Here is a 21952-nt window from a genome sequence, read left to right as displayed (position 1 = left end):
CCCCTGCACCAGGAAGCCGCATGCCCCGCGCCACCCCCGCACCGTCCACCGCCCTGCCCGCCACGCCGGCCCCGGCCGAGCACCTCGGCCACGGGCTGCGCACCCGGCACCTGACGATGATGGGCCTCGGCTCCGCGATCGGCGCCGGGCTGTTCCTCGGCAGCGGCGTCGGGATCGCGACCGCCGGCCCGGCGGTGCTGGTGTCCTACGCGCTCGCCGGGGTGCTCGTCGTGCTGGTGATGCGGATGCTCGCCGAGATGGCGTCCGCGCTGCCCGCGAGCGGGTCGTTCTCCGTGTACGCCGAGGCGGCGCTCGGGCGCTGGGCCGGGTTCACGCTGGGCTGGGTCTACTGGTTCACGCTGATCATGGTGCTCGGCGCCGAGGTCACCGGCGTGGCCCGGATCGTGACCGGCTGGGCGCCGGGCGTCCCGCAGTGGCTGGTCGCCCTCGTGGTCGTCGCCGTCTTCGCCGTGGCGAACCTCGCGGGCGTGCGCAAGTTCGGCGAGCTCGAGTTCTGGTTCGCGCTGGTCAAGGTTGCCGCCATCGTCGTGTTCCTCGTGCTCGGCGTCCTGCTCGTGCTGGGCCTGCTGCCGGGCACCGACCCGGTCGGCACCACGAACCTGCTCGGCCACGGTGGCTTCGCGCCCGCGGGGGTCGGGGGCGTGGCGGCGGGGCTGCTGGTCGTGGTGTTCGCGTTCGGCGGCATCGAGATCGTGACGATCGCCGCCGCCGAGGCGCGGGACCCGCAGCGCGCGGTCGGCCGGGCCACCCGGACCATCCTGTGGCGCATCCTGCTGTTCTACGTCGGCTCGGTGGCGATCATGGTGCTGGTGCTGCCGTGGGACGCCCCGGTCCTGCAGGAGGGCCCGTTCGTGGCAGTGCTCGACGTGGCCGGCCTGCCCGGCGCGGCGCGGCTGATGGAGGCCGTGGTGGTCGTCGCGCTGCTGTCGGCCTTCAACGCGAACGTGTACGCGACGTCCCGGATGGCCTACTCGCTGGCCGCCCGCGGCGACGGGCCCGCGGTGCTGCGCCGGGTCTCCGGCCGCGACGTCCCGTGGGTCGCCGTGCTCGTGTCGGTGGCGTTCGGCGTGGTCGCCGTCGCGCTGAACTGGGCGCTGCCGGACACGCTGCTGGGCATCCTGCTCAACGCGGTCGGCGCGGCGCTGCTGGTGGTGTGGGTGCTGGTCGCGGTCGCCCAGCTGCGGCTGCGGCCGCGGCTCGAGGCGGAGGCGCGGGAGCGCGGGGAGGAGCTGCCGCTGCGGATGTGGGGCTACCCGTGGCTGACCTGGGCGACGCTGGCGGCGCTGGCCGGGCTCGTGGTGCTCATGCTGGCGGACGGGTCGGCGCGGGGGCAGCTGCTGTCGACCGCCGGGCTGGTCGCGGTCGTGGTGGGCATCTACGGCGTGACGGCGCTGGTGCGCCGGCGCCGGACCGCCGCCGCGGCCTGAGCGCGGGGCCCCGCGCCTCACAGCCCGAGCAGCAGGCTCACCGCGATCGCCACCATCACCAGCGCGATCACCCCGTCGAGCACCCGCCACGCCCCCGGGCGGGCGAACACCGGGCGCAGCAGGCGCGCCCCGTACCCGAGCGCCGTGAACCAGAGCAGGCTGCCGAGCACCGCGCCGCCGCCGAACCACCACCGGTCCTCGCCGTGCGTCCCGGCCACCGAGCCGAGCAGGACCACGGTGTCCAGGTACACGTGCGGGTTCAGCCAGGTCAGCGCGAGGCAGGTCGCGACGACGGGCCAGACCCGCCGGGGGGCCTCCTGGCCGTCCTCGGCGGTGAGCGCCCCGCCCCGGCGCAGCGCCCGCCGGCCCGCCACGACGGCGTAGCCGAGCAGGAACGCCGCACCCGCCAGCCGGGCGACCGTCAGGACGGCCGGGTGCTGGTCGACGAGGGTGCCGAGCCCGGCCACCCCGGCGGCGATCAGCACCGCGTCGGACAGCGCGCACACCGCGACGACCGGCAGCACGTGGGCGCGGCGCAGGCCGGTGCGCAGCACGAAGGCGTTCTGCGCGCCGATGGCGACGATGAGCGACAGGCCGAAGGCGAGCCCGGTCAGGGCTGCGGCGAGGGAGGCGGGCACGGGGTGACGCTAGGTCCGGCGGCGCACATCAGTCCAACGCATGATACTCATACTGCATCCGAGACGCTGATGCTCTCCTCGGTGCCGAGTCCGCCACGAGCGGTGCCCCGCGGTCGGTAGGGTCCCCGCATGGCCGAGGTCGACCTCCCGCAGCTCCGCGCCCTGCTCGCCGTCGTCGACGAGGGGTCGTTCGAGAACGCCGCCGTCGCGCTGCACCTCACGCAGTCCGCGGTGAGCCAGCGCATCCGGGCGTTGGAGACCGCGGTCGGCCAGGTGCTCGTGCGGCGCGCGCGGCCCGCCGGCGTGACCGCGGCGGGCGAGGTCTACCTCCGGCTCGCGCGCCAGGTCGTCGCGCTGGCCGACGAGGCGCACGCCGCGGTCACGGCGGGGGCGACCTCGGGGCGGCCGGTGCTGCCCATCGCGGTGAACTCCGACTCGCTCGGCACCTGGGTGCTGCCGGCGCTGGCCCCGCTCGCGGACGAGATCGTCTTCGACCTGCACCGCGAGGACCAGGACCACTCGGCGGACCTGCTGCGCGAGGGCGCGGTGGTCGCGGCGATCACGACCGCCGCGCGGCCGGTGCAGGGCTGCACGTCGCACCGGCTCGGGGTGCTGCGGTACCGGCCGATGATCGCGGCGCACCGGGCCGCCGCCCTGCTGCCGGACGGCCCGACGCCGGCCGCGCTCGCCGCCGCGCCGCTCGTGGTGTTCGACCGGAAGGACGACCTGCAGGACCGCTACCTGCGCGGGCGCGGCGCGGACCCGGCGCTGCCGCCGCGGCACCACGTCCCCGCGTCGGCCGACTTCACGCTGGCGGTCCGGCTCGGTCTGGGCTGGGGGATGCTGCCGGACGCCGACGCGCGCGCCGGGGAGGCCGACGGGACCCTCGTCGACCTCGACCCCGGCCGGCACGTCGACGTCACCCTGCACTGGCAGCAGTGGACCGTCCGCACCGCGGCCCTGGAGCGCACGGGCGAGGCGGTCCGCGCGGCCGCGGCGTCCTACCTCCGCTGACCGGACGCACCGGGCGCACCGGGTGCCGAGGTCGGCGATTGCGCCCCGGCACGCGGCGCGACACGCCGGGCCCGTGGGCGGAACCGGCGACCTCGGCGGTCAGGTCTCGTCGAAGACCGGGTGCCGGTGCGGCGGCTGCGGCGGGGTCGGGTGGTGCTCGACGGGGGGCTGGGGGCGCTCCTGCTCCGGGGTGGCCGTCGTCAGGTGCACCGGGTCGCCGTGGTGGGTCAGGTGCGCCTCCTCGCCGGAGAGCAGCCGGTAGGCGACGACGTCCTGCCGCACGTCGACCTCGACCCGGGCCCCGGCCTGGAGCACGGTGAACGCGATGCGGGTGAGCCGGCGGGGGAGCCGCGGCGTCAGGTGCACGGCGTCGCCCCGCTGGCGCAGGCCGCCCAGCCCGACGACCAGGGCGGTCCACGCGCCGGCGAGCGCCGCGACGTGCAGGCCCTCGGCGCTGGAGGCGCGCAGGTCGGACAGGTCGATCAGCGCGCACTCCCGGGCGTACGCGTACGCGAGGTCCGGGTGGCCGACCTCCGCGGCGACGACGGCCTGCGCCGGCGCGGACAGCGACGAGTCCCGCACCGTGATCGCCTCGTAGTAGGCGAAGTCGCGGCGCTTCTGCTCGACCGGGATGTCGTCGGCGGCCACGTGCAGCGCGAGCACCAGGTCGGCCTGCTTGGTGACCTGGCGCCGGTAGATCTCGACGAACGGGTGGTGCTCCTGCAGCGGGTACCGGGTGTTCTCGGGGGCGGTGAAGTCCCAGGGGGCGCGCCGCGTGAACCCCTCGTGCTGCTCGGTGACGCCGAGCTCGGCGGAGCGGGGGACCATCATCCGGTCGGCGGCCCGGCGCCACCCGGCGCGCTCGGTGGCGGTGACCCCGAGCCGGGCCGCGACGTCCGGGTGCCGCTCGCAGGCGTCGGCCGCGGCCCGCAGGTTCTCCCGCGCCACGAGGTTCGTGTACGTGTTGTTGTCGACGACCGCGGTGTACTCGTCCGGGCCCGTGACCCCGTCGATCCGGAACCCCTCGGGGGTGTGGTGGCCCCGGCCCGCCCACAGCCGCGCGGTGGGCACGAGCAGGTCGACGGCGACGTCCCGGTCGAACACCGCGTCGCCGGTCGCGGCGACGTGCCGGGCGGCGGCGATGCCGACGCCCGCGTTCACGTGGAAGGCCGCGGTGCCGGCGGGCCAGTACCCCGAGCACTCCCGGCCGCTGATCGTCCGCCAGGGGAAGGTCACGCCCGGGAGGCCGAGCTCGACGGCCCGGGCGCGGGCCTGCGGCAGGGTGGCGTGCCGCCAGCGCAGGTGGTCGGCGGCGGCCCGGGGCAGGACGTGGTCGAGGACGGGGAGCACGAAGCACTCCGAGTCCCAGAACGTGTGCCCGTGGTAGCCGGTCCCGGCGAGGCCCTTGGCGCGGATCCCGGCGCCGTCCGCCTGGGCCGAGGCCTGAACGACCTGGAGCAGCGCGTACCGGGCGGCCTGCTGCAGCTCGTCGTCGCCCTCGACCAGCACGTCGCCGCAGGCCCAGATGCCCGCGAGCTCGGTCTCCTGCTCGTGCCGCAGGCCGGACCAGCCGGCGGCCCGTGCGGCGCGCAGCTCGGCGTCGGCCTGGGTGTGCAGCGTCTCGGCGTCCGACCCGCCCGCGTACGCGGCGATCACCACCACCTCGACCGCCTGCCCCGCGCGCAGGTCGACGGTCAGCACGGCGCCACGCGGGTCGTCGGTCGACCAGCGCGCGACCACGCCGTCGTCGGCGGTGACCTCGTGCGCGGTGCGCACCACGACCTCGCGGCCGGACGCCTCCGCGCGCTGGTGCACCGCCGAGCCCTCGGGGTCGTGCCGGCAGGTCAGCGTGCGCACGCCGGGCTCGTGGGCGGGCGGCGCGCCGGCGTGGTCGCACCCCGGCACGGGCGCGGCGGTGAGCGTCACGTCGGCCTCGGCGCGCACCCGCCACCGGGTCGCGACGACGCCGCGGCGGGTCAGCGACACCAGCCGGCGCGTGCTGAGGGAGACCGCGGCGCCGGTCGACGGCGCGGTGCGGCGCTGCTCGCGGTCGAGGATGCCGCGGCGCAGGTCGAGCACGCGGTCGTCGTGGGACGCGGGGGCGGGTGCGGCGTCGGCCGGGGCCGCGTCGAGCGGGTCGCCGTCGACGGACCAGCCGACGGCCCAGGCGTCGACGACGGGCACCAGCACCTCGTCGACGGCGGGGTAGGCGTACGCCCGCTCGGCGTAGGTGTGCGGCACCTCCTCGTAGACGGTCGCGAGCAGCGTGCCGGGGCCCAGGCCGTGGCCGGGTCGCTCGGGCACGGCGCGCACGCCGAGGTAGCCGTTCGACAGCGTCAGCACGGAGGCGGCGGCCGCGGCGTGGTGCAGGTCCAGGCGGGACTGCCGGACGTGCCAGGGGTCGTCGGATCGGTGGAGCACGGGGTCACTCCACCACAGGGTCCGCGACCCGGCGCGGGGAACGCGGGCCGCCGGCGGTCCGGTCAGCGCAGGAGATCGCGCAGGTCGTCGGCGGTGAGCGCCGCCGAGAACAGGTCGCCGTCGTCCAGGACCGCGTCGACGAGGGCGGCCTTGCGGGCCTGCAGGGCGACGACCTTCTCCTCGATCGTGTCCTCGGCGATCAGCCGGTAGACCATGACCGGCCGGTCCTGGCCGATGCGGTGCGCGCGGTCGACGGCCTGCTGCTCGGCGGCCGGGTTCCACCACGGGTCGAGCAGGAAGACGTAGTCGGCCTCGGTGAGGTTGAGCCCGGTGCCGCCGGCCTTGAGGCTGAGCAGGAACACGGGCGCGTCGCCGGTCCGGAACTCGTCGACGACCTCGCCGCGCCGGGTCGTCGAGCCGTCCAGGTACACGTACGGCACGCCGGCGGCGTCGAGGCGGTCCGCGGCGCGGGACAGGTAGGACGTGAACTGGCTGAACACCAGCGCACGGTGCCCCTCGGCGACGACGTCGTCCAGCTGCTCCAGCAGCGCGTCGAGCTTGGCGGACGGGGTGCCCGCCAGCGCCGGGTCGATCAGCGAGGCGTCCAGCGCGAGCATCCGCAGCAGGGTCAGCGACCGGTAGACGATGAACCGCTGCCGGTCGAGGTCGTCGATGAGCCCGAGCACCTTCTGCCGCTCGCGCTGCAGGTACCGGTCGTAGACGTCGCGGTGCGCGGGGTCCAGGGCGACCGTGAGCGTCTGCTCCTGCTTCTCCGGCAGGTCGGCGGCCACCAGGTCCTTCGTGCGGCGCAGCAGGAACGGCCGGATCCGGCGGCGCAGGCGCTCGAGCCGGCCGGCGCGCAGCCGGGCGGCGGAGTCGGGCAGGTCGCCCGCGCCCGGACCGGTGGCGATGCCGGCGTGCGCGTCCTCGATCGGGCGGACGTACTGCAGCGCGAACGTCCCGGCGGGCGGCAGCAGGCCGGGCGCCACGAGGTCGAGCAGGGCGTGCAGCTCGGTGAGCGAGTTCTCGACGGGCGTGCCGGTGAGCGCGACGACGAACGGCGCGGCCAGGTCCTTCGCCGCGCGGTGCACGCGGGAGGCCGGGTTCTTCACCTGCTGGGCCTCGTCCAGCACGAGCCCGGCCCAGCCGACGGCGCGGTACGCCTCGGCGTCCAGCCGGAGCAGGGCGTAGGAGGTGACGACGACGTCGGCGCCGGCGGCGATCTCGGCGAGCGGGACCGGGCCCGCGGCCTGGGTCGCCTCCACCCGCCGCACTTTCAGCCCGGGCGTGAACCGGGCGGCCTCCGCCACCCAGTTCGGGGTGATCGAGGTCGGGGCGACGACGAGGAACGGGCGGGCCTCGTCGCCGGGCCCGCGCTGCTCGGCGACGCGCTGCTCGGCGACGTGCTGGAGCAGCGCCAGGGTCTGCAGCGTCTTGCCGAGGCCCATGTCGTCGGCCAGGATCCCGCCGAGCCGGTGCCGCCACAGGAACGCCAGCCAGGCGAACCCCTCGGCCTGGTAGGGCCGCAGCGCGGCGCGCAGCCCCGCGGGGGCGGGCACGGGCTCCGGCCCGTCGCCCGCGGCCTCGGCGAGCAGCCCGCGCCACGCGTCCGGCGGCTCGGCCTCGTCCGCGAGCTCCGCGAGGTCGGCCCACAGGCTGGTCTGGTGCCGGCTGACCCGCAGGCCGGTCTCCCACTCGGCCAGCTCCCGCGCCTCGGCGACCAGGGCGGCCAGCGGCTCCAGGGCCGGGTGGTCGAGGGACAGGTAGGTGTGGTCGACCAGGCGCATCCGCCGCCGGCCCTGGGCCAGCGCCGCGAACAGCGGGCCGAACGGGACGGTGCGGCCGTCGATGGTCACGGTGACGCCGAGGTCGAACCAGTCGGTCCGCTCGCTGGGCTGCGCGGTGACGGTGAGGACCGGGGCGTCGTGCAGCACCCGGTAGTCGGGGGCGGTGCCCACCGTGTCGACGCGGACGCCGGGGAGCGCGGCGACGCGGGGGAGCGCGGCGGTGACGTAGTCGGCGGCGTCGGCGTCGCGCAGGGTGGTGGGCGGGGGGAGCGGGCGGCTGCCGGGCGTGCCGCGGGGTCCGTCGGGGGCGGCGTCGGTGCCGAGGCCCGCGGCCGGGTCGGTGGCCGGGTGCGTCGCCGGGCCCGCGTCCGGGGCGGGCCAGCCACCCGGGACCAGCTCGTCCGGCACGAGGTCCCGGGGGTCGGGGGCCGGGCCCGAGCGGGCGTGCCCGTCCCACCGCCACGCCAGGTCGACGACCCGCCCGGGCAGGTGCCGCACCGTGAGGACGAGCGTCGGCGGGGCCGGGGGCGGGACCACGACCGAGCCGTCCGCGCTCGCGACGTCGAGGCCGGCGCGCAGGGCGGGCAGCTGCTCGCGCAGGAACGCGCCGGCCTGGTCCTCCGGCACCACGACGCCCGCGCGCAGCGCGTCCGCGACGGTGCGCCCGCCGGCCGCGTCCCCGAGCAGGGCGAGCTGCTGCGGGCCGAGCGGCTCGGCGGCCGGGGCCAGCAGCACCCGGCGCGGGTGGGCCGGGTCGACGACGTACACGCCGTGGTCGCCGATCGCGTGGGCGTGCTCGACCGGGAACGGCTCGCCGTCGACGGTGAGGCGCGCCGCGAGCCGCAGGCCACCCGGGCCGCGCGTGACGTCCAGGCCCAGCCGGGCCGCGCCGGCGCGCCGCACCTCGGCGCCGGCGCCCGAGCCCACGAGCGGGATGCCGAGGTCCCGCGCCTGGTCGAGCAGGTCCCAGAGCACCGGGTTCACGAACTCGTCGAGGTACACCCACGCCGCGTCCTGCCCGGGCACGGGCGGCTCGGCGGCGCGGTGCAGCGCGCCGACCTGGCAGAACCAGCGGTGCTGCTCGGCGTCGAGGTCCAGCCGGGCGCGCAGGTGGGGGATGTTCGCCCAGGTGACGCTGCCGCGGGTCCAGCCGCGGTCGCTGCGGGTCACCGGGCGGACGCCGAGGCGGTAGCCGGCGGTGCCGGGGTCCGCGGGCTCGCCGGGTCGGCGGGCGACCGCGGTGCGGGACACCGGGCCGTTCCAGCGCTCGCGGGTGCGGGGGGTCAGCTCGCGGAGCTCGACCTGGAGCGCGGCGCGCCGGGCGCGCGGGGCGGGGGCGGCGTCGCCCCAGGCGAGCAGCCCGTCCAGGACCGCGCGCCAGTCGCCGGTGGTGCCGTCGGGCTCGCCGGCCCCGCCCGCGGACGGCGCGGGGGACGGGACGGCGGGCACGCGCCCGATCGTGCCACACGCCCCCGACACCTCCGCCGCCCCGGCCGGCCCGGCCGCCCGCCGCCGCTGCCGCCCCCGCGAGTGTCGACGAAACGGGCCGAGTGCCTATCCGCCGGATAGGCACTCGACCCGTTTCGTGCGCACTCGGCGCCCAGGATGCGTCCCGCGCGACGGTCAGGCCGGCTCGACCTCCGCGAGGACGGCCGTCAGCTGCTCGCGGGTGGTGGCGGCCAGGACGCGCTCGACGCGCTCGCCGTCGCTGAACACCAGGGCGATCCGGGACAGCAGCGACAGGTGCTCGTCGCCGACGCCCGCGATGCCCACGACGACCCGCACGGGGTTGCCGTCCCAGTCGACCGGCTCCTCGTACCGCACCAGGCACACGGCGGACCGGTGGATCGCACCCTTCGCCTCGTTGGTGCCGTGCGGGATGGCGAGGTAGCTGCCCATGTACGTGGAGATGGTCAGCTCGCGCTCGAGCATCGCGTCCACGTACCCGGGGTCCACCGCGCCGGAGCCGACCAGCAGCGCCCCCGCCTCCCGGATGGCCTCCTCCTTGGACCCGGCGCGCCCCGCGGGGACGATGAGGTCCGCGCTCAGCAGCTCGGTCATGACGTGCTCCTCTCCGCCGTCCCGGCCTCCGCCTCGGCCCGGGCCTCGCGGACGACGTCGTCGTACACGGGGCTGGACAGGAAGTTGTCGACCGACACGTGCCGCGCGCTGGGCGCGTGCCGGCGGGCCCGGTCGGTCAGCTCGCGCTGGGTGATGACCAGGTCGACGTCGTCCTCCAGGTTGGCGACGGCCTTGTTGACCACGGTGATGTCGCCGCGGCCGGCCTTCTTGAGCTTGTCGCGCAGGATGCTCGCGCCCATCGCGGACGACCCCATGCCGGCGTCGCACGCGAACACGATGGACCGCACCGGCGCGGCCGGCTCCCCGTCGTCGGTCGCGCTCGCCCCGGCCGGCACCGTGCCGCCCTGGCGCGCCGCCATGGCGTCGAGCGCCGTGGACGACTTGCCCTTGTTCGCCTCGGTCTGGGCGATCGCCGCGGCGAGGTCGCCGCCGCCCGCCGCCAGGTCCCGCTTGCGCGAGGCCCGGAGGATGACCGCCGCCACGAGGAACGTGACCACGAAGGCGAGCACCACCGAGAGCGTCACCCCGACGAACGAGTCGCGTGGCGTCGCGGCGTACACCGCGATGATCGACCCCGGTGCGGCCGGGCCGCGCAGGCCGCTGCCGAACACGACGTTGGTCGCGATGCCGGTGGCGCCGCCGAGGATCGCCGCGATGATGAGCGTCGGCTTCATCAGCACGAACGGGAAGTACACCTCGTGGATGCCGCCGATGAACTGCACGACCGCCGCGCCCGGGGCCGACGACCGTGCCGCCCCGATGCCGAAGAACGTGTAGGCCATCAGGATGCCCAGGCCGGGCCCGGGGTTGGACTCCACCAGGAACAGCAGCGACTTGCCCTGCTCCACGACCTCCTGCGCGCCGAGCGGCACCAGGACGCCGTTGCCGATGGCGTTGTTGAGGAACAGCACCTTCGCGGGCTCGACCACGACGGCCATGAGCGGCAGCAGGTGGTTGTCGGCCATCCAGGACACGACGTTGCCGAGCGCGTCGGACACGCCGGTGATGATCGGGGCGAACCCGAAGAACGCGGCGATGGCCATCGCGGCGCCGAGGATGCCCGCGGTGAACATGTCGACGAGCATCTCGAAGCCGGGCCTGATCTTCCCGGCCCAGATCGAGTCGACCTTCTTCAGCACCCACGCCGACAGCGGGCCGACGACCATCGCGCCGAGGAACATCGGCACGGTGGAGCCGGTGATCATGCCGACCGCCACGATGGAGGCGACGACGCCGCCGCGCTCCTTGTACACGATCCGGCCGCCCGCGTTGGCGATGAGGATCGGCAGCAGGTACGTGACCATCGGGCCGACCATGCCGACGTACTGCTGGAACGTCGTGCCGTCGTCGGCGAGGGCCAGCTGGGTGGCCGCGCCCTGCCAGCTGCCGGGGTCGTCGGCGTTGCCGAACCCGCCGAGGATGCCGTTCGGCAGCCAGCCGACGGCGATGAACAGCGACGTGATCAGGCCCCAGGCGAGGAACGCCGGGAGGTTCGGCATGATCATGGCGCTCAGGAACGCCCCGAACCGCTGGACGCGGACCTGGGCCTGCTTGCCCCGCGACGGGGCCGGCGAGGTGGTGGCGGCTGCGGTGGACACGGGGTTCACACCTCCCCGTCGCGGGGGGTCGGCCGGGCGCTGCGGCCCGGCGCGGAGAGGATCCTCATTGACCTGCTCCTTCGTGGTGGGTGACGGCTGCCTCGCGGCGCGTCGTCACGGCTCGATGGTGACCTTGATGCCCGCGCCCGTACGGACGACGTCGATGCCCTCGGCGACCTGGTCCAGCGGCAGCCGGTGGGTGATGAGGTCGGCGACGGGGACGCTCCCGTCGGCGATGTGCGCCAGCGCCTGCCGGTTGTGCTCGGGGCTGGACCCGTTCGCCCCGAAGACCGCCAGCTCGCGGTAGTGCACGAGGTTGGAGTCGAAGGTGATGGTCGGCCGGTCCTTGGGCAGGCCGCCGAACAGGCTGAGCCGGCCCTGCGGGGCGAGCATCTGCAGCGCCTGCTCCTGCGCGACGCCCGAGGCGGCGGCCGTGATGACGACCGAGGGCCCGCGGCCGTCCGTGGCCTCCTTGACGGCCGCGACCGGGTCGACCTCGGCCGCGCAGATCGCGACGTCGGGGTGCACGACCGCCGCGGCGAGGTCGAGGCGCTCGCGGCTGAGCTCGACCAGGACGACCTTCTCGGCGCCGCGGGCCCGGGCGAGCCGGACGTGCAGGCAGCCGATCGGGCCGGAGCCGACGACGACCACGACGTCGCCCTTGTGCACGTCGATGATCTCCTGGGCGTTGATCGCGCAGGCGAACGGCTCGGCGACGCTGGCCTCGGCGAACGAGACGTTCTCCGGGATCCGGTTCAGGCCGTCGACCTTCAGCACCTCGCGCGGCACGATCATGTACGGCGCGAACCCGCCGTCGAAGTCGTAGCCCATCGACACCTGGTTCGGGCAGATGGTCATCGCGCCCGCGCGGCAGAACTCGCACTCGCCGCAGGGGATCGCGGCGATGACCTGGACCCGGTCGCCCGGCGCCCAGCCCTCGACGCCGGCGCCGACCTCCACGACCTCGCCGGCGATCTCGTGCCCCATGACGCGCGGCGGGCGGATGCGCAGGTGGCCGGAGGTCGAGATCTTGACGTCCGTGCCGCACATCGACGTGGCGCGCACGCGGATCTTGACCTCGCCCGCCTGCGGCGTCGGCTCGGGCGCCTCCTCCAGGCGCACGTCGCCGGGGGCGTAGAAGCGGAAGACCTTCATCTCTCTCCTTGGGCTCAGGCCCGCACGACGCGCGGGCCGGCGGACTCGATCTCGTCGGCGAGCTCCGGGGCGACGCCGCTGTCGGTGACGACGGCGTCGACCCGGCCGAGCGGCGCCACCACGGCGAGCTCGGTGCGGCCGACCTTGGTGTGGTCCGCGAGCACGACGGTGCGGGCCGCGGCGGCCACGAGCGCGCGCTTCACGGTGGCCTCGGCGAGGTCGGGCGTGGACAGCCCGGCCTCCACGCTCAGCCCGTTGGTGCCGAGGAACGCCACGTCGACCCGGACGTCGGCGAGGGCGCGCTCGGCCCACGACCCGACGGCCGCGAGCGTGCGGGGCCGGACGGTGCCGCCGACCAGGTGCAGGGTGACGAGGGGGAGCGCGGCCAGCGCGGTCGCGACCGGCAGCGCGTGCGTGACGACGGTGAGCTCCCGGTCCGCGGGCAGCATCTCCGCGAGCCGCGCCGTGGTGGACCCGGCGTCGAGGATGACGGACCCGCCCTCGGGCAGCTCGTCGAGGGCCGCCTTCGCGATCCGGTCCTTCTCGGCGCCGAGCTCGTGCTCCCGCTGGGCGAGGGCGGGTTCGTAGCCGAGCCGCTCGACGGGCACCGCGCCGCCGTGCACGCGGCGCACGAGGCCCATGCGCTCGAGCGCCGTGAGGTCGCGGCGCACCGTCTCGGGCGTCACCTCCATCTCGGCGGCGAGCTGCTGCACCTCGACCCGGCCCGCGGCGCGCGCGGTGGCGAGGATCAGCGTGTGGCGCTCGGGCGGGTACACGACGGCGATGTCCTGTTCCTGGCGAGGTGCGGCCCGCGGTGGCGCCGCGTCGGGCCTCGGTGCCCGGCAGTGCCCACTGTGGCGGAGGACACACCGAGAAGTCAACAAAAACGGAGGAAGTCAGACCGAACCAAACATGCATGCGGGGGTAAACGCAGGTGGGCCCCGCCCTCGGGGTCGCCCCGGTCGGCGTCCCCGGAGGTCACGCGCGACTTCGTGCCGCCGGGAACATGCGGGGCGCCCCGGGCGTTGGGGAGGGCAGGATGAAGAAGCGATACGAAGACCTCGAGATGCAGGACGGCACGGTCGTGCGCTACCAGCGTCACGGCAACGGCGGCGGGCTCGTCGCCAAGGGGGCCGTCGTCGACGACACGGCGTACGTCGCGGACTCGGCCTGGGTGGACCCGGGCGCCCGCGTCGAGGCGCGCGCCCGGATCGGGCAGCACTGCTGGGTGGAGCCCGGCGCCCGCGTGGAGGTGGCGGCGACCGTCGGGTCGCACGCCCACCTGGCCCGCGGCGCGACCGTCGGCGCCGGCGCCTCCGTGGGCGTGCGCGCCGAGATCGGCGCCGACGCCCGCCTGGAGCCCCGCGCGGTCGTGGAGGCCGAGTCGCGGGTGGAGCCCGGGGCGGTCGTGCCGGGCGCCGCGGCGCGCAAGGCCGGCCGGCTCGACCGGCACCTGGTCGCCTGACGCCCTGACCTGACGACGACGACCCGGCCCGCCACCGCGCGGACCGGGTCATCGGCGCGCCCGGGGCCGGGCCTCGGTGGGCGGGCTAGCGGCCCGCCGGGCGGCGCTCGCCGGCCCGGACGGGGAAGGGGAGCGTGTTGCCGGCGGGCGGCAGCGGGCAGGTCCCGTGGTCGCTGAAGGCGCACGGGGCGTTCTCGGCGCGGTTGAGGTCGAGAACCACCGAGCCGTCCGGGCGGGGGTCGACGACGAGCACCCGGAACGCCGCGGTCTCGCGCCCGTTGGTCGCGTCCCGGAACCAGATCGCCGGCTGCGGGCCCCCGGCCACCTGGAGCACGTGCTCCGCGCCGTCGTGCGTGAACCGGACGTGCCCGGCGACGTCCCGGTGGTGCCGCACCCGGCCCGCCACGGAACCGGTCTCCTCGACGGTGCCCGCGGCCGCCGGCTCGAACGACGCCGTCAGCACCCACGCGGGGTCGTGGTCGAACCGCGGCACGCCGCCGAACCCCGCCAGGGCCGGCGCGTGCGGGTCGCGGACCCGGACGCCGTGGTTCAGCGGCCCGCGGCCCACCGGCTCCAGGCGGCGGTCGCCAGCGCGCAGGTCGCCCTCGGCCCCGCCAGCGACGGTCCAGACGACGACCGGGGCGGTGAGGGGGTCGCCGTCGAGCGTGAGCGCGGACGCGCCGGCCCCGCCCGCCGGGTCGACGTGGATGCCGTCGGCGTCGGCCCACCACCGGCCCGGGAGGTCGCCGTAGGTCGCGGGCGTCCCCGTCAGCCAGTGCAGCGCGGTGAGGCTCAGCCAGCCGAGCGGGTCGGCGAGCTCGGCGTCGCGGGCGGCCGCCCAGGCGCGCCAGCCCGCGGGGGCGGCCGGGTGGTCGATCGGGGTCGTGCTGGTCACGCGGGGTGCTCCTCGGGGGTCGCCGGGTCCGGGCGACGGTAGCCCCGGCCCACGCCGCCGGGCCACCGGCACCCGGCGGCGTGAGACGACGTGTCGGTGCCGGGCGCCCGTCCGCGCGCCCTCGGGTGGGCGCCCGCCCCGCCGCGCGAGCCGGCCGGGCCGCCGCGATACTGGCCGGCATGCCGACGTTCGCCACGCTCGCCGCCCGCACCGAGGACCGGGTCACCTCCGTCGTCGTCCGCCTGCTGTCCCGCCGCGGGTACACCCCGCGGGTCGTGGCGTACCCGTCGTACGGCACGACCGACCGGTCGAGGGTGCGCGCGCGGGTCCTGCTGACCGCGCCGGACGCGCCGACCCCCGGCAGCATCGCGCGGCGCGGCTGGCGGAACCTGCTCTCGGCCGAGCTGCCGGACGCGGAGGTGCGGGTCCGCGCGCAGCCCGGCGACGGGCCCGACCTGCTCGTGGCGCGGACCGACCGCGGCGGCTACCTCGACGCGTGGCTGGACGTCCCGCTCGAGCCGGGCTGGCAGACGCTCTACCTGTCGGTCGGCGAGGACCGGGACGTGCCCGCGCCGGTGCAGGTGGTCGACCCCGCCGCGACGCACGGCATCGTCAGCGACATCGACGACACGGTGCTGGTCACGATGGTGCCGCGCCCGCACCTCGCCGCCTGGAACTTCCTGGTGCGCTCCGAGGCCCGCCGCAAGCCGGTCCCGGGCATGCCGGAGCTGTACGGGCGGCTCACCGCCACGCACCCGGACGCCCCGGTCTTCTACCTGTCGACCGGCGCGTGGAACACCGCGAGCGCCCTGTCCCGGTTCCTCCACCGGGTCGGGCTGCCCCAGGGGTCGCTGCTGCTCACCGACCTCGGCCCGACCGGGGCCGCGCTGATGCGGTCCGGGCGCGAGCACAAGGCCGCGACGCTGCGCCGGCTGGCCGAGGAGCTGCCCGGCCTGCGGTGGATCCTGGTCGGCGACGACGGGCAGCACGACCCGCAGGTCTACGAGACGTTCGCGGCGGAGAACCCGGGCCGGGTCGCGGCGATCGCGGTGCGCGAGCTGTCGGTCGGCGAGCAGGTGGCGCAGAACGGCCTGCCCGGCCCGACCCCGGCCACCCGGCGCGCGGTGGACGAGCTGGAGCGGTCGTCGGTCGTGACCGTGCACGCCGCGGACGGGCGGGCGCTGGCGGACCAGCTGGCCGCCGCGGGCGTCATCGGCTGACGCCGCTGCCGCGGACCCCCCCGCCTCACGGGGTGTCGGGCCGCCCGAACACCTGGCGCAGCGCGCGCCGGGCCGCGTACCAGCCGGACAGGCCGTGCACGCCGGGCCCCGGGGGCGCCGAGGCGGAGCACAGGTAGACGCCGGGCGCGCCGGTCGCGAACGGGTCGAGCCGCGGCGTCGGGCGGGTGAACATCCCGACGAGGGAGATCGCGCCGCCGGAGATGTCGCCGCCGACCAGGTTCGCGTCGTGCTCCGCGAGCCGGGCGGCGGGGATGCCCCGCGCGGCGACGACGGTGTCGCGGAACCCCGGGGCGAACCGCTCGACCTGCCGGATCACCGTCTCGGTCGGGTCGACGTCGGACCCGGCGGGCACGTGCGCGTACGCCCACACCGGGCGCACGCCGCGGGACACCCGGCCGTGGTCGAGCGCCGCCGGGTCGGACAGCAGGGTCAGCGGCTGCTCCGCGTGCCGGCCGCGGCCGACCGCGCGCTCCGCGGCGACGACCTGGTCCCGGTTCCCGCCCAGGTGGACGGTGCCCGCGCGGTGCACCTCGGGGTGCGCCCACGGGATCGGCCCGTCGACGACGAGGTCGACCTTGGCGGCGGCGTTCCCGTACAGGAAGCCGGCGTACGCCCGGACGAGGTGCGGCGGCATCGCGTCGCCGAACACCTGCGCCACCAGCCGCGGCCCCGTGTCGAACAGGTAGGCGCGCGCGGGCGGCAGGTCCGCGCGCCGCGCGACGGGGTGGCCGGTCACCACGCGGCCGCCGAGCCGCACCAGGTCCGCGAGCAGCGCGTCCACGATCGCCTGGGACCCGCCCCGCACCACCGGCCAGCCGTGGCCCGCGTGCGCCAGCGTGGTGAGCAGCACCGCCGTCCCCGCCGCGGCGAGGGACGGCAGCGGCGTGATCGCGTGGCCGGCGACGCCGGTGAGCAGCGCCGCGCCCTCCTCGGTCCGCAGCGTCGACGGCACCACCGACTGCCCGTTGCGCAGCACCGCCAGCGCGAACCGCGCCGCCGTGACCGCCGACCGGGGCGTCGCCCCCGCCGGCACGCTGCGGTGGTCGCCGAGCGCCAGCGCGACGACGTCCTCCCACCGCTCCGCGAGCGGCCCGAAGGTGGCCCGCCAGGCGGCGCCGTCCGCGCCCAGCCCGTCCGCGGTGCGGTCCAGGTCGCGGTAGGCGATCGCGGCGCGGCCCCCGTCGAGCGGCTGGGCGAACGAGGCGGTCGGGGTGAGCAGGTCCAGGCGCCCGGGCAGGTCCAGCGACCGGAAGAACGGCGACGCCCACGCCATCGGGTGCACCGCCGAGCAGATGTCGTGCACCACCCCGGGCGCCAGCCCGAGATCGAGCGTGCGGGAGCCGCCGCCGACGGTGTCCTGCGCCTCCAGCACGACCACCTCGAGCCCGGCGCGCGCGAGGGTCACCGCCGCGGCGAGGCCGTTCGGGCCGGCGCCGACGACGACGGCGTCGACCTCGCGGGCGGCGGGGCGCGCGCCGGCGGTGCGGGCGCCGGGCGCGGGGACCGGAGGCCGTCCGGCGGGGGCCCGTCCGGCCGGGGGGAGCGCGGCGGCGCGGCGTCCGCGGCGCGCGCCGTGCCGCGCGGGGTGCCCGCGGTCGCGGTCGGGGCGGTCGGGGCGGTCGGCGGAGGGCGAGGTCACGCCCTCGACCGTAGGCGGGATGCCTCGCGGCCGCAGCGGCTCGCGGCTCAGGCCGGGCCCGCCGCGCGCGCCAGGCGCACCGCCTCCGCGGCCCCACCCGTCCAGGGCTCGCCGTGCCCGGGCAGCACGACGTCGGCGCCCGTGGCCGCGAGCGCGTCCAGCGACGCGAGGTTGAGCGCGCTGTCCGCGGTCGCCGCCCCGGCCACGATCCGCGGCTCGGTGCGCCCGGTGTACGGGTCGAGGGTGACCAGGGCGTCGCCGGACAGCAGCACCCCGCGGTCGGGCAGGTGCAGCGCGACGTGCCCGTCGGTGTGCCCCGGGCAGGCGACCACGTCGGGGCGGCCCGGCACCTCCAGCCGCTCCCCGGGCACGAGCGAGCGCACGACCGTCACCCCGCGCACCCGGGCGGCGCCGGCGGCGACCATCGCCCCGAGGATCGGCACCGCGCGCGGGTGCCGGATCGGGTAGACCGCGCGCGGGTTCTCGTGCGCGTACCGGTACGGGTGCGCCGCGAGGCGGGCGTCGGCCGGGTGCACCCAGACGTCGACGTGCAGGTCGCGCATCGCCTGCCGCGCGAAGCCCACGTGGTCGAAGTGCGCGTGCGTGAGCACCACCGCGCGGACGTCCGCCGGCGTGCGGTCGACCGCCGCGAGCAGCCGCGGCAGGGCGCGCCACATCCGGGGCAGGCCCGCGTCGACGACCGTGGCCCCGCGGTCGCCGGCGACCACGTAGCAGTTGACGTACGCGTGCTCGAGGCGGGCCACCCCGGGCGCGGGGACCGAGATCCTCACGACGCGTCCCGGGCGGCGCCGGGCGCGGGCACCGGCTCCGGCGGCCGGGGCACCTCGTCGTCGGTGCGGAAGCCGATCGCCTTGTGCGAGCCGTCGCAGAACGGCTTGATCCCCGACGCGCCGCACCGGCACAGGGCGACGGTCGCGCGCCGGCGGGGCACCACCCGGCCGGCGGCGTCGCGGATCTCGACGTCGCCGCGCACCAGGATCGGCCCGTCGGGGCAGGGGGTGAGGACGACGGGGGCGGGCTCGGCGGTCATGCGGTCTCCAGGGCGTGTCGGGGTGCGGGTGCGCGGCGGCCGGGGGCCGGGCCGTCGGCGGGGTCGGGGGTCGCGCGGGTCCTGTCGGGGGTCGCGCGCCGGGTCGGGCGGGCGGTCGCGCGCCGGGTCGGGTCGGCGGCGGCCCGCGCGCGGAGCTCGCGCGGCGGGGTCGCGGCGCGCGGCAGCCGGGCACCGCCGTAGCGGGCGCCGCCGGTGGCGCGCAGGACCAGGGCGAGCCAGGCGCACACGCCGCGCTCGACCAGCCAGCCCGGGGCGAGCAGGTCCGCGCTCGCGGGGAACCGCGCGGCCCCGCCCGCACGGCGCCGGCCCACCTCGGCGAGCGCGCAGGCGGCGGCCGCGAGGGCGAGCAGCAGGCGGGGACGGCGGCGCGCCGCCAGGACGGCGACCGGGAGCACCGCGAGCTCGGCGGCGTACCGGGCGGGCTGGGCGAGGCTGTCGTACGCCTGGCGCGGGCGCTGGCCGAGGAAGTGCCGGGTGGTGGGCGGCCGGCGCGCGACGTACAGGTCGTCGGCGCGCAGGACGACCCCGCCGCGGGCGCGGACCGTGCGCAGCAGCTCGAGGTTCTCGAACAGCACGTCGCCGTCGTAGCCGGCGGCGCCGAGCGCGGTCCGGCGCAGCGCGAGCGTCCCGGGGTAGTCGCCGCCCGCCGCCCGGTTGACCAGCATCCGCGCGGTGTCCCAGCGGGCGTGCCAGGGGAGCGGGTCGAACACGTTCTGCGGGCGGACCACGTCGGCCCGGGCGAGCCGGTCGAGGACCGCCACCAGCGTCGGCCGGTCGTACCGCACGTCGTCGTCGGCCAGCACCACGCGGTCGGCGCGCGCCAGCCGCAGGCCGGTGACGACCCCGGCCACCTTGCCGTTGCGGCCCGGGTGCGGCTCCGGGTGCACGTGCCGGACGGCGGGCGCGAACGCCGCCGCGTGCGCCGCGAACCGGGCGTCGTCCGACCCGTCGACCACGGTCACCGGCAGCCACCCGACCAGGCGGCCCAGGTAGGCGGCCAGGTCGGGCAGGTCGCGGTCGTCGGCCCAGCGCAGCGGCAGGACGTACTCCGCGTCCGGCAGCGCCGGGGCGCCGCTGGTCACGCGGCGCTCCCCACCGCCAGCGGTCGGCGCAGCGACGACTCGCCCGCGGTCCAGCGCTCGATCTGGTACCGCCCGACCCGGCCGTCGACCGCGAGGCACGCCGCCGCCCCGAACAGCACGTCGTCCCGCAGCCCCGGCTGCTGCTCCACGAGCCCGCCGGCCAGGTCCCGGCCGGCGATCTGCTCGTGCACGGCGTCGGCCTCCACGTGCTCGTCGAAGTACCAGGTGACGTCCGCGTCGTACCCGTGCCGGCGGAAGCCGTTGCCGTAGAGCCGGTTCGGCTGCGAGGACGTCATCTCGAACGCCGCGAGGTGCCCGACGACGCAGCCGCGCAGCCGCCGGTGCAGACCGAACAGGCTCATCATGTTCACCGAGGCGAGGGTGATCGCCGGCACGTCGTCGACGTACCGGCCGTAGGTGTCGTCCAGGCCGAGGCCGCGCATCGTGCGGGCGAACAGCGCCGCGTGCATCCGCTCCGGGCGGCCGCCGCCGTACTCGTCGGCCTGGATCTCCACCAGCGCCGCCTTCGGGACGCCGAGCAGCCGCGGGATGGCCCAGGTGTGCGGGTCCGCCTCCTTGAGCTGGTAGACCGACCGCTGGACGAGCAGCTCGCGCAGCTGGTCGTCGGTGGCCCGGCGCGCGACGTACGCGGACAGGCTCGGGCCGTCGTCGCGGCTCGTGAGGTCGAACAGCGCGCGGGCGACGGCGGCCGCCACGCCCTCCCGCTCCGTGGTCGTCTCCAGCTCGGCCACCAGGTCCGCGGGCACCACCACGTCCCGGCGCAGCTGCGCCTCGAACGCGTCCTCGAGCGCGGCGCGGGCGCGCAGCAGCGTCGGGTCCCACTCCAGCCGGTCGTCCACGCCGTCGAGGCCCTGGTGGTGCAGCTCGTACAGCGCCGTGAGCGTGATCTGCACGTCCTCGTCGGTCAGCAGGTCCGGCGACGCGGCGGCGGCTCGGGCGGCCTCGTCCGGGAGCGCGGGGTCGGCCTTGCCGGTCGTGAGGGCGTGCAGGACCCGCTCGCTGAGCGGGCCACGGGGCGACGGTGCGCGCATGGGTGGGTTCCCTGGTCCTGGGCGTGCCGCGCGACGGGGCGCGGCGGTTCGCCCCCCGGCTGCTCGAGGGGCCCGCTCGGGGGCGGCGGGCGTGGCGCGCCGGTCCCCGTGCTGGTCACGCTAGCCGCGGGGACGGGGGCGCGCGCGGCGAGCGCTCGGCCGGCCCGAGCTGGTCCGCGGCGCAGGTCGGCGGGGTGCGGCGAGCGCGAGGGCGCCCCGCGCTGCGTAGGTGGTCGCGCGGGCTGGGTGGGGTCACCGCGCCCCTAGCGTCGGGAGGGCCGCCGCGCGTCCGCACGGCCCGCTCCCGAGGAGGGTGACGCCCCATGTCCGACGACGGCCACGGTCCGCAGCAGGCTCCCGGGGCGACACCCCCCGCACCGGGCCCGGTGCCGCCGCCCCCGCCGCGCGACCCGGACGGCGACGGCGTCTCGCTCGCGGCGTTCATCACCGGCCTGCTCTCGCTCGGCCCGGTGCCGCTCGTGCTCGGGATCGTGGGCTACGAGCGCTCCCGGCGCCGCGGAGCCCGCGCGCCCTGGATGGCGGTCACGGGCATCGTGCTCGGCGCGGTCTCCACGGTCGGGATGCTCCTGCTGGTTCCGCTGATCGCGTTCTCGCTCCTCGTGGTGGGCCACGTCGCGAGCGTCGACGACGGGTACCGGTCCGGCGGCTCGTGGTCGTTGACCTGGGAGGACCCGCGCGGCCACCGCACCGGGGACGGCGACCGCAGCCCCTGAGACCCCGGCGGGCGGCGTCGTGGCGCGTCAGGCCAGGGCGAGGCCCTCGACCACCTCGACGCCCGGGGCGGTCGCCAGCAGCGCCCCCGGGAGCGCGATCTTCGACCGGCGCAGGCCCGACCCGATGATCACCGTGCCGCCCGCCTCCGGGTCGGCCTCCGCGACGCCCGCGTCCAGCAGCACCCGGTAGCCCGTCGGCAGGCCGATCGGCGTGATGCCGCCGTACTCCATGCCGGAGTCCTCGACGGCGCGGTCCATCGGCAGGAACGACGCCTTGCGCACGTCGAGCAGCCGCTTGACCGCGTTGTTCACGTCGGCCCGCGTGGTCGCCCGGACGACCGCCGCGGCCACCCGCTCGTCGCCCGCGCGCCGGCCGGACACCAGCACGCAGTTCGCCGAGACCACGAGCGGCAGGTCGTAGGCCTCGGTCATCGCGGCCGTGTCCGCGAGCTCGGGGTCGATCTCGGTCACCTGCACCGCGTCGGCCACCTCGGGTGCCACGGCGGCCCAGCCGGACAGCGCGGCGGCCGTCGGCTCGGCGAGCAGGTCCAGGCGGTCGACGGCGCGCGACCAGGTCAGGGCTCCGAGCGTGAGGGTCATGGCCGCAGGGTACCCAGGCAGCCGGTGCG

General features: G+C 77.2%; 19 protein-coding genes. 5 read left to right on the top strand and 14 right to left on the bottom strand.

Annotated elements, in window-relative coordinates; all coding sequences use genetic code 11:
• The first annotated feature begins 20 nt into the window (after positions 1-20).
• Positions 21-1448 carry an amino acid permease gene (locus AC3WUG_RS10590; RefSeq protein WP_492327617.1) on the top strand — a complete coding sequence of 476 codons (1428 nt, stop codon included), beginning with the start codon at positions 21-23 and terminating at the stop codon, positions 1446-1448.
• 17 nt (positions 1449-1465) lie between these two features.
• Here AC3WUG_RS10590 and AC3WUG_RS10585 read toward each other — a convergent pair whose 3' ends face one another.
• A complete protein-coding gene (locus AC3WUG_RS10585; RefSeq protein ID WP_492327616.1) occupies positions 1466-2086 on the bottom strand; it encodes a LysE/ArgO family amino acid transporter in 621 nt (206 codons plus the stop codon).
• 129 nt (positions 2087-2215) lie between these two features.
• Here AC3WUG_RS10585 and AC3WUG_RS10580 point away from each other — a divergent pair, with 129 nt between their 5' ends.
• Positions 2216-3100, top strand: a complete 885-nt coding sequence (locus AC3WUG_RS10580) for an ArgP/LysG family DNA-binding transcriptional regulator (RefSeq protein ID WP_492327615.1) — start codon at positions 2216-2218, stop codon at positions 3098-3100.
• A gap of 99 nt (positions 3101-3199) precedes the next feature.
• On the opposite strand, the gene AC3WUG_RS10575 is transcribed toward AC3WUG_RS10580, so the two are convergent.
• The 6 genes from AC3WUG_RS10575 to AC3WUG_RS10550 form a co-directional block, all read right to left on the bottom strand.
• Positions 3200-5521, bottom strand: a complete 2322-nt coding sequence (locus AC3WUG_RS10575) for a glycoside hydrolase family 65 protein (RefSeq protein ID WP_492327614.1) — start codon at positions 5519-5521, stop codon at positions 3200-3202.
• 62 nt (positions 5522-5583) lie between these two features.
• Complete coding sequence (locus tag AC3WUG_RS10570; protein ID WP_492327613.1) at positions 5584-8757, bottom strand: DEAD/DEAH box helicase; 3174 nt, start codon at positions 8755-8757, stop codon at positions 5584-5586.
• 174 nt (positions 8758-8931) lie between these two features.
• Positions 8932-9369, bottom strand: coding sequence for a PTS mannitol transporter subunit IIA (locus AC3WUG_RS10565; protein WP_492327612.1), 438 nt, complete (start codon positions 9367-9369; stop codon positions 8932-8934).
• Complete coding sequence (locus AC3WUG_RS10560; RefSeq protein WP_492327628.1) at positions 9366-10895, bottom strand: PTS mannitol transporter subunit IIBC; 1530 nt, start codon at positions 10893-10895, stop codon at positions 9366-9368. Before AC3WUG_RS10560 ends, AC3WUG_RS10565 begins: the two co-directional genes overlap by 4 nt.
• 207 nt (positions 10896-11102) lie before the next feature.
• Positions 11103-12143 carry a zinc-dependent dehydrogenase gene (locus tag AC3WUG_RS10555; protein WP_492327611.1) on the bottom strand — a complete coding sequence of 347 codons (1041 nt, stop codon included), beginning with the start codon at positions 12141-12143 and terminating at the stop codon, positions 11103-11105.
• 14 nt (positions 12144-12157) lie between these two features.
• Positions 12158-12919, bottom strand: coding sequence for a DeoR/GlpR family DNA-binding transcription regulator (locus AC3WUG_RS10550; protein WP_492327610.1), 762 nt, complete (start codon positions 12917-12919; stop codon positions 12158-12160).
• Between the two features lie 263 nt (positions 12920-13182).
• Here AC3WUG_RS10550 and AC3WUG_RS10545 point away from each other — a divergent pair, with 263 nt between their 5' ends.
• A complete protein-coding gene (locus tag AC3WUG_RS10545; protein WP_492327609.1) occupies positions 13183-13608 on the top strand; it encodes a transferase in 426 nt (141 codons plus the stop codon).
• A gap of 85 nt (positions 13609-13693) precedes the next feature.
• Here the strand turns inward: AC3WUG_RS10545 and AC3WUG_RS10540 are convergent, their stop codons facing one another.
• Positions 13694-14503 carry a DUF1684 domain-containing protein gene (locus AC3WUG_RS10540; RefSeq protein WP_492327608.1) on the bottom strand — a complete coding sequence of 270 codons (810 nt, stop codon included), beginning with the start codon at positions 14501-14503 and terminating at the stop codon, positions 13694-13696.
• Between the two features lie 179 nt (positions 14504-14682).
• On the opposite strand from AC3WUG_RS10540, the gene AC3WUG_RS10535 reads away from it, so the two are divergent.
• Positions 14683-15723, top strand: a complete 1041-nt coding sequence (locus tag AC3WUG_RS10535) for an App1 family protein phosphatidate phosphatase (protein WP_492327607.1) — start codon at positions 14683-14685, stop codon at positions 15721-15723.
• A gap of 25 nt (positions 15724-15748) precedes the next feature.
• On the opposite strand, the gene AC3WUG_RS10530 is transcribed toward AC3WUG_RS10535, so the two are convergent.
• From AC3WUG_RS10530 to AC3WUG_RS10510, 5 genes are read right to left on the bottom strand one after another with little or no spacing between them, the layout of a single operon-like run.
• Positions 15749-17383 (bottom strand): phytoene desaturase family protein, encoded by a 1635-nt coding sequence (locus AC3WUG_RS10530; RefSeq protein ID WP_492327606.1) that lies wholly within the window; start codon positions 17381-17383, stop codon positions 15749-15751.
• A gap of 47 nt (positions 17384-17430) precedes the next feature.
• Positions 17431-18174 (bottom strand): MBL fold metallo-hydrolase, encoded by a 744-nt coding sequence (locus tag AC3WUG_RS10525; RefSeq protein ID WP_492327605.1) that lies wholly within the window; start codon positions 18172-18174, stop codon positions 17431-17433.
• Complete coding sequence (locus AC3WUG_RS10520; protein ID WP_492327604.1) at positions 18171-18434, bottom strand: CDGSH iron-sulfur domain-containing protein; 264 nt, start codon at positions 18432-18434, stop codon at positions 18171-18173. Before AC3WUG_RS10520 ends, AC3WUG_RS10525 begins: the two co-directional genes overlap by 4 nt.
• On the bottom strand, positions 18431-19537 hold the full coding sequence (locus AC3WUG_RS10515) for a glycosyltransferase family 2 protein (protein ID WP_492327603.1): 1107 nt from the start codon (positions 19535-19537) through the stop codon (positions 18431-18433). Before AC3WUG_RS10515 ends, AC3WUG_RS10520 begins: the two co-directional genes overlap by 4 nt.
• On the bottom strand, positions 19534-20589 hold the full coding sequence (locus AC3WUG_RS10510; RefSeq protein WP_492327602.1) for an iron-containing redox enzyme family protein: 1056 nt from the start codon (positions 20587-20589) through the stop codon (positions 19534-19536). The genes AC3WUG_RS10515 and AC3WUG_RS10510 overlap by 4 nt, the downstream gene beginning before the upstream one ends.
• 323 nt (positions 20590-20912) lie before the next feature.
• On the opposite strand from AC3WUG_RS10510, the gene AC3WUG_RS10505 reads away from it, so the two are divergent.
• A complete protein-coding gene (locus AC3WUG_RS10505; protein WP_492327601.1) occupies positions 20913-21323 on the top strand; it encodes a DUF4190 domain-containing protein in 411 nt (136 codons plus the stop codon).
• 27 nt (positions 21324-21350) lie between these two features.
• Here the strand turns inward: AC3WUG_RS10505 and AC3WUG_RS10500 are convergent, their stop codons facing one another.
• Entirely contained in the window at positions 21351-21923 is a 573-nt protein-coding gene (locus AC3WUG_RS10500; protein ID WP_492327600.1) for a YbaK/EbsC family protein, read from the bottom strand.
• Between the last annotated feature and the right edge of the window lie 29 nt (positions 21924-21952).

This window comes from Cellulomonas sp. EB106-03-03-XG116 (assembly GCF_058792015.1).
Note: the sequence above shows the minus strand (reverse complement) of the source record. Positions and strands in the feature narration are given on the sequence as shown.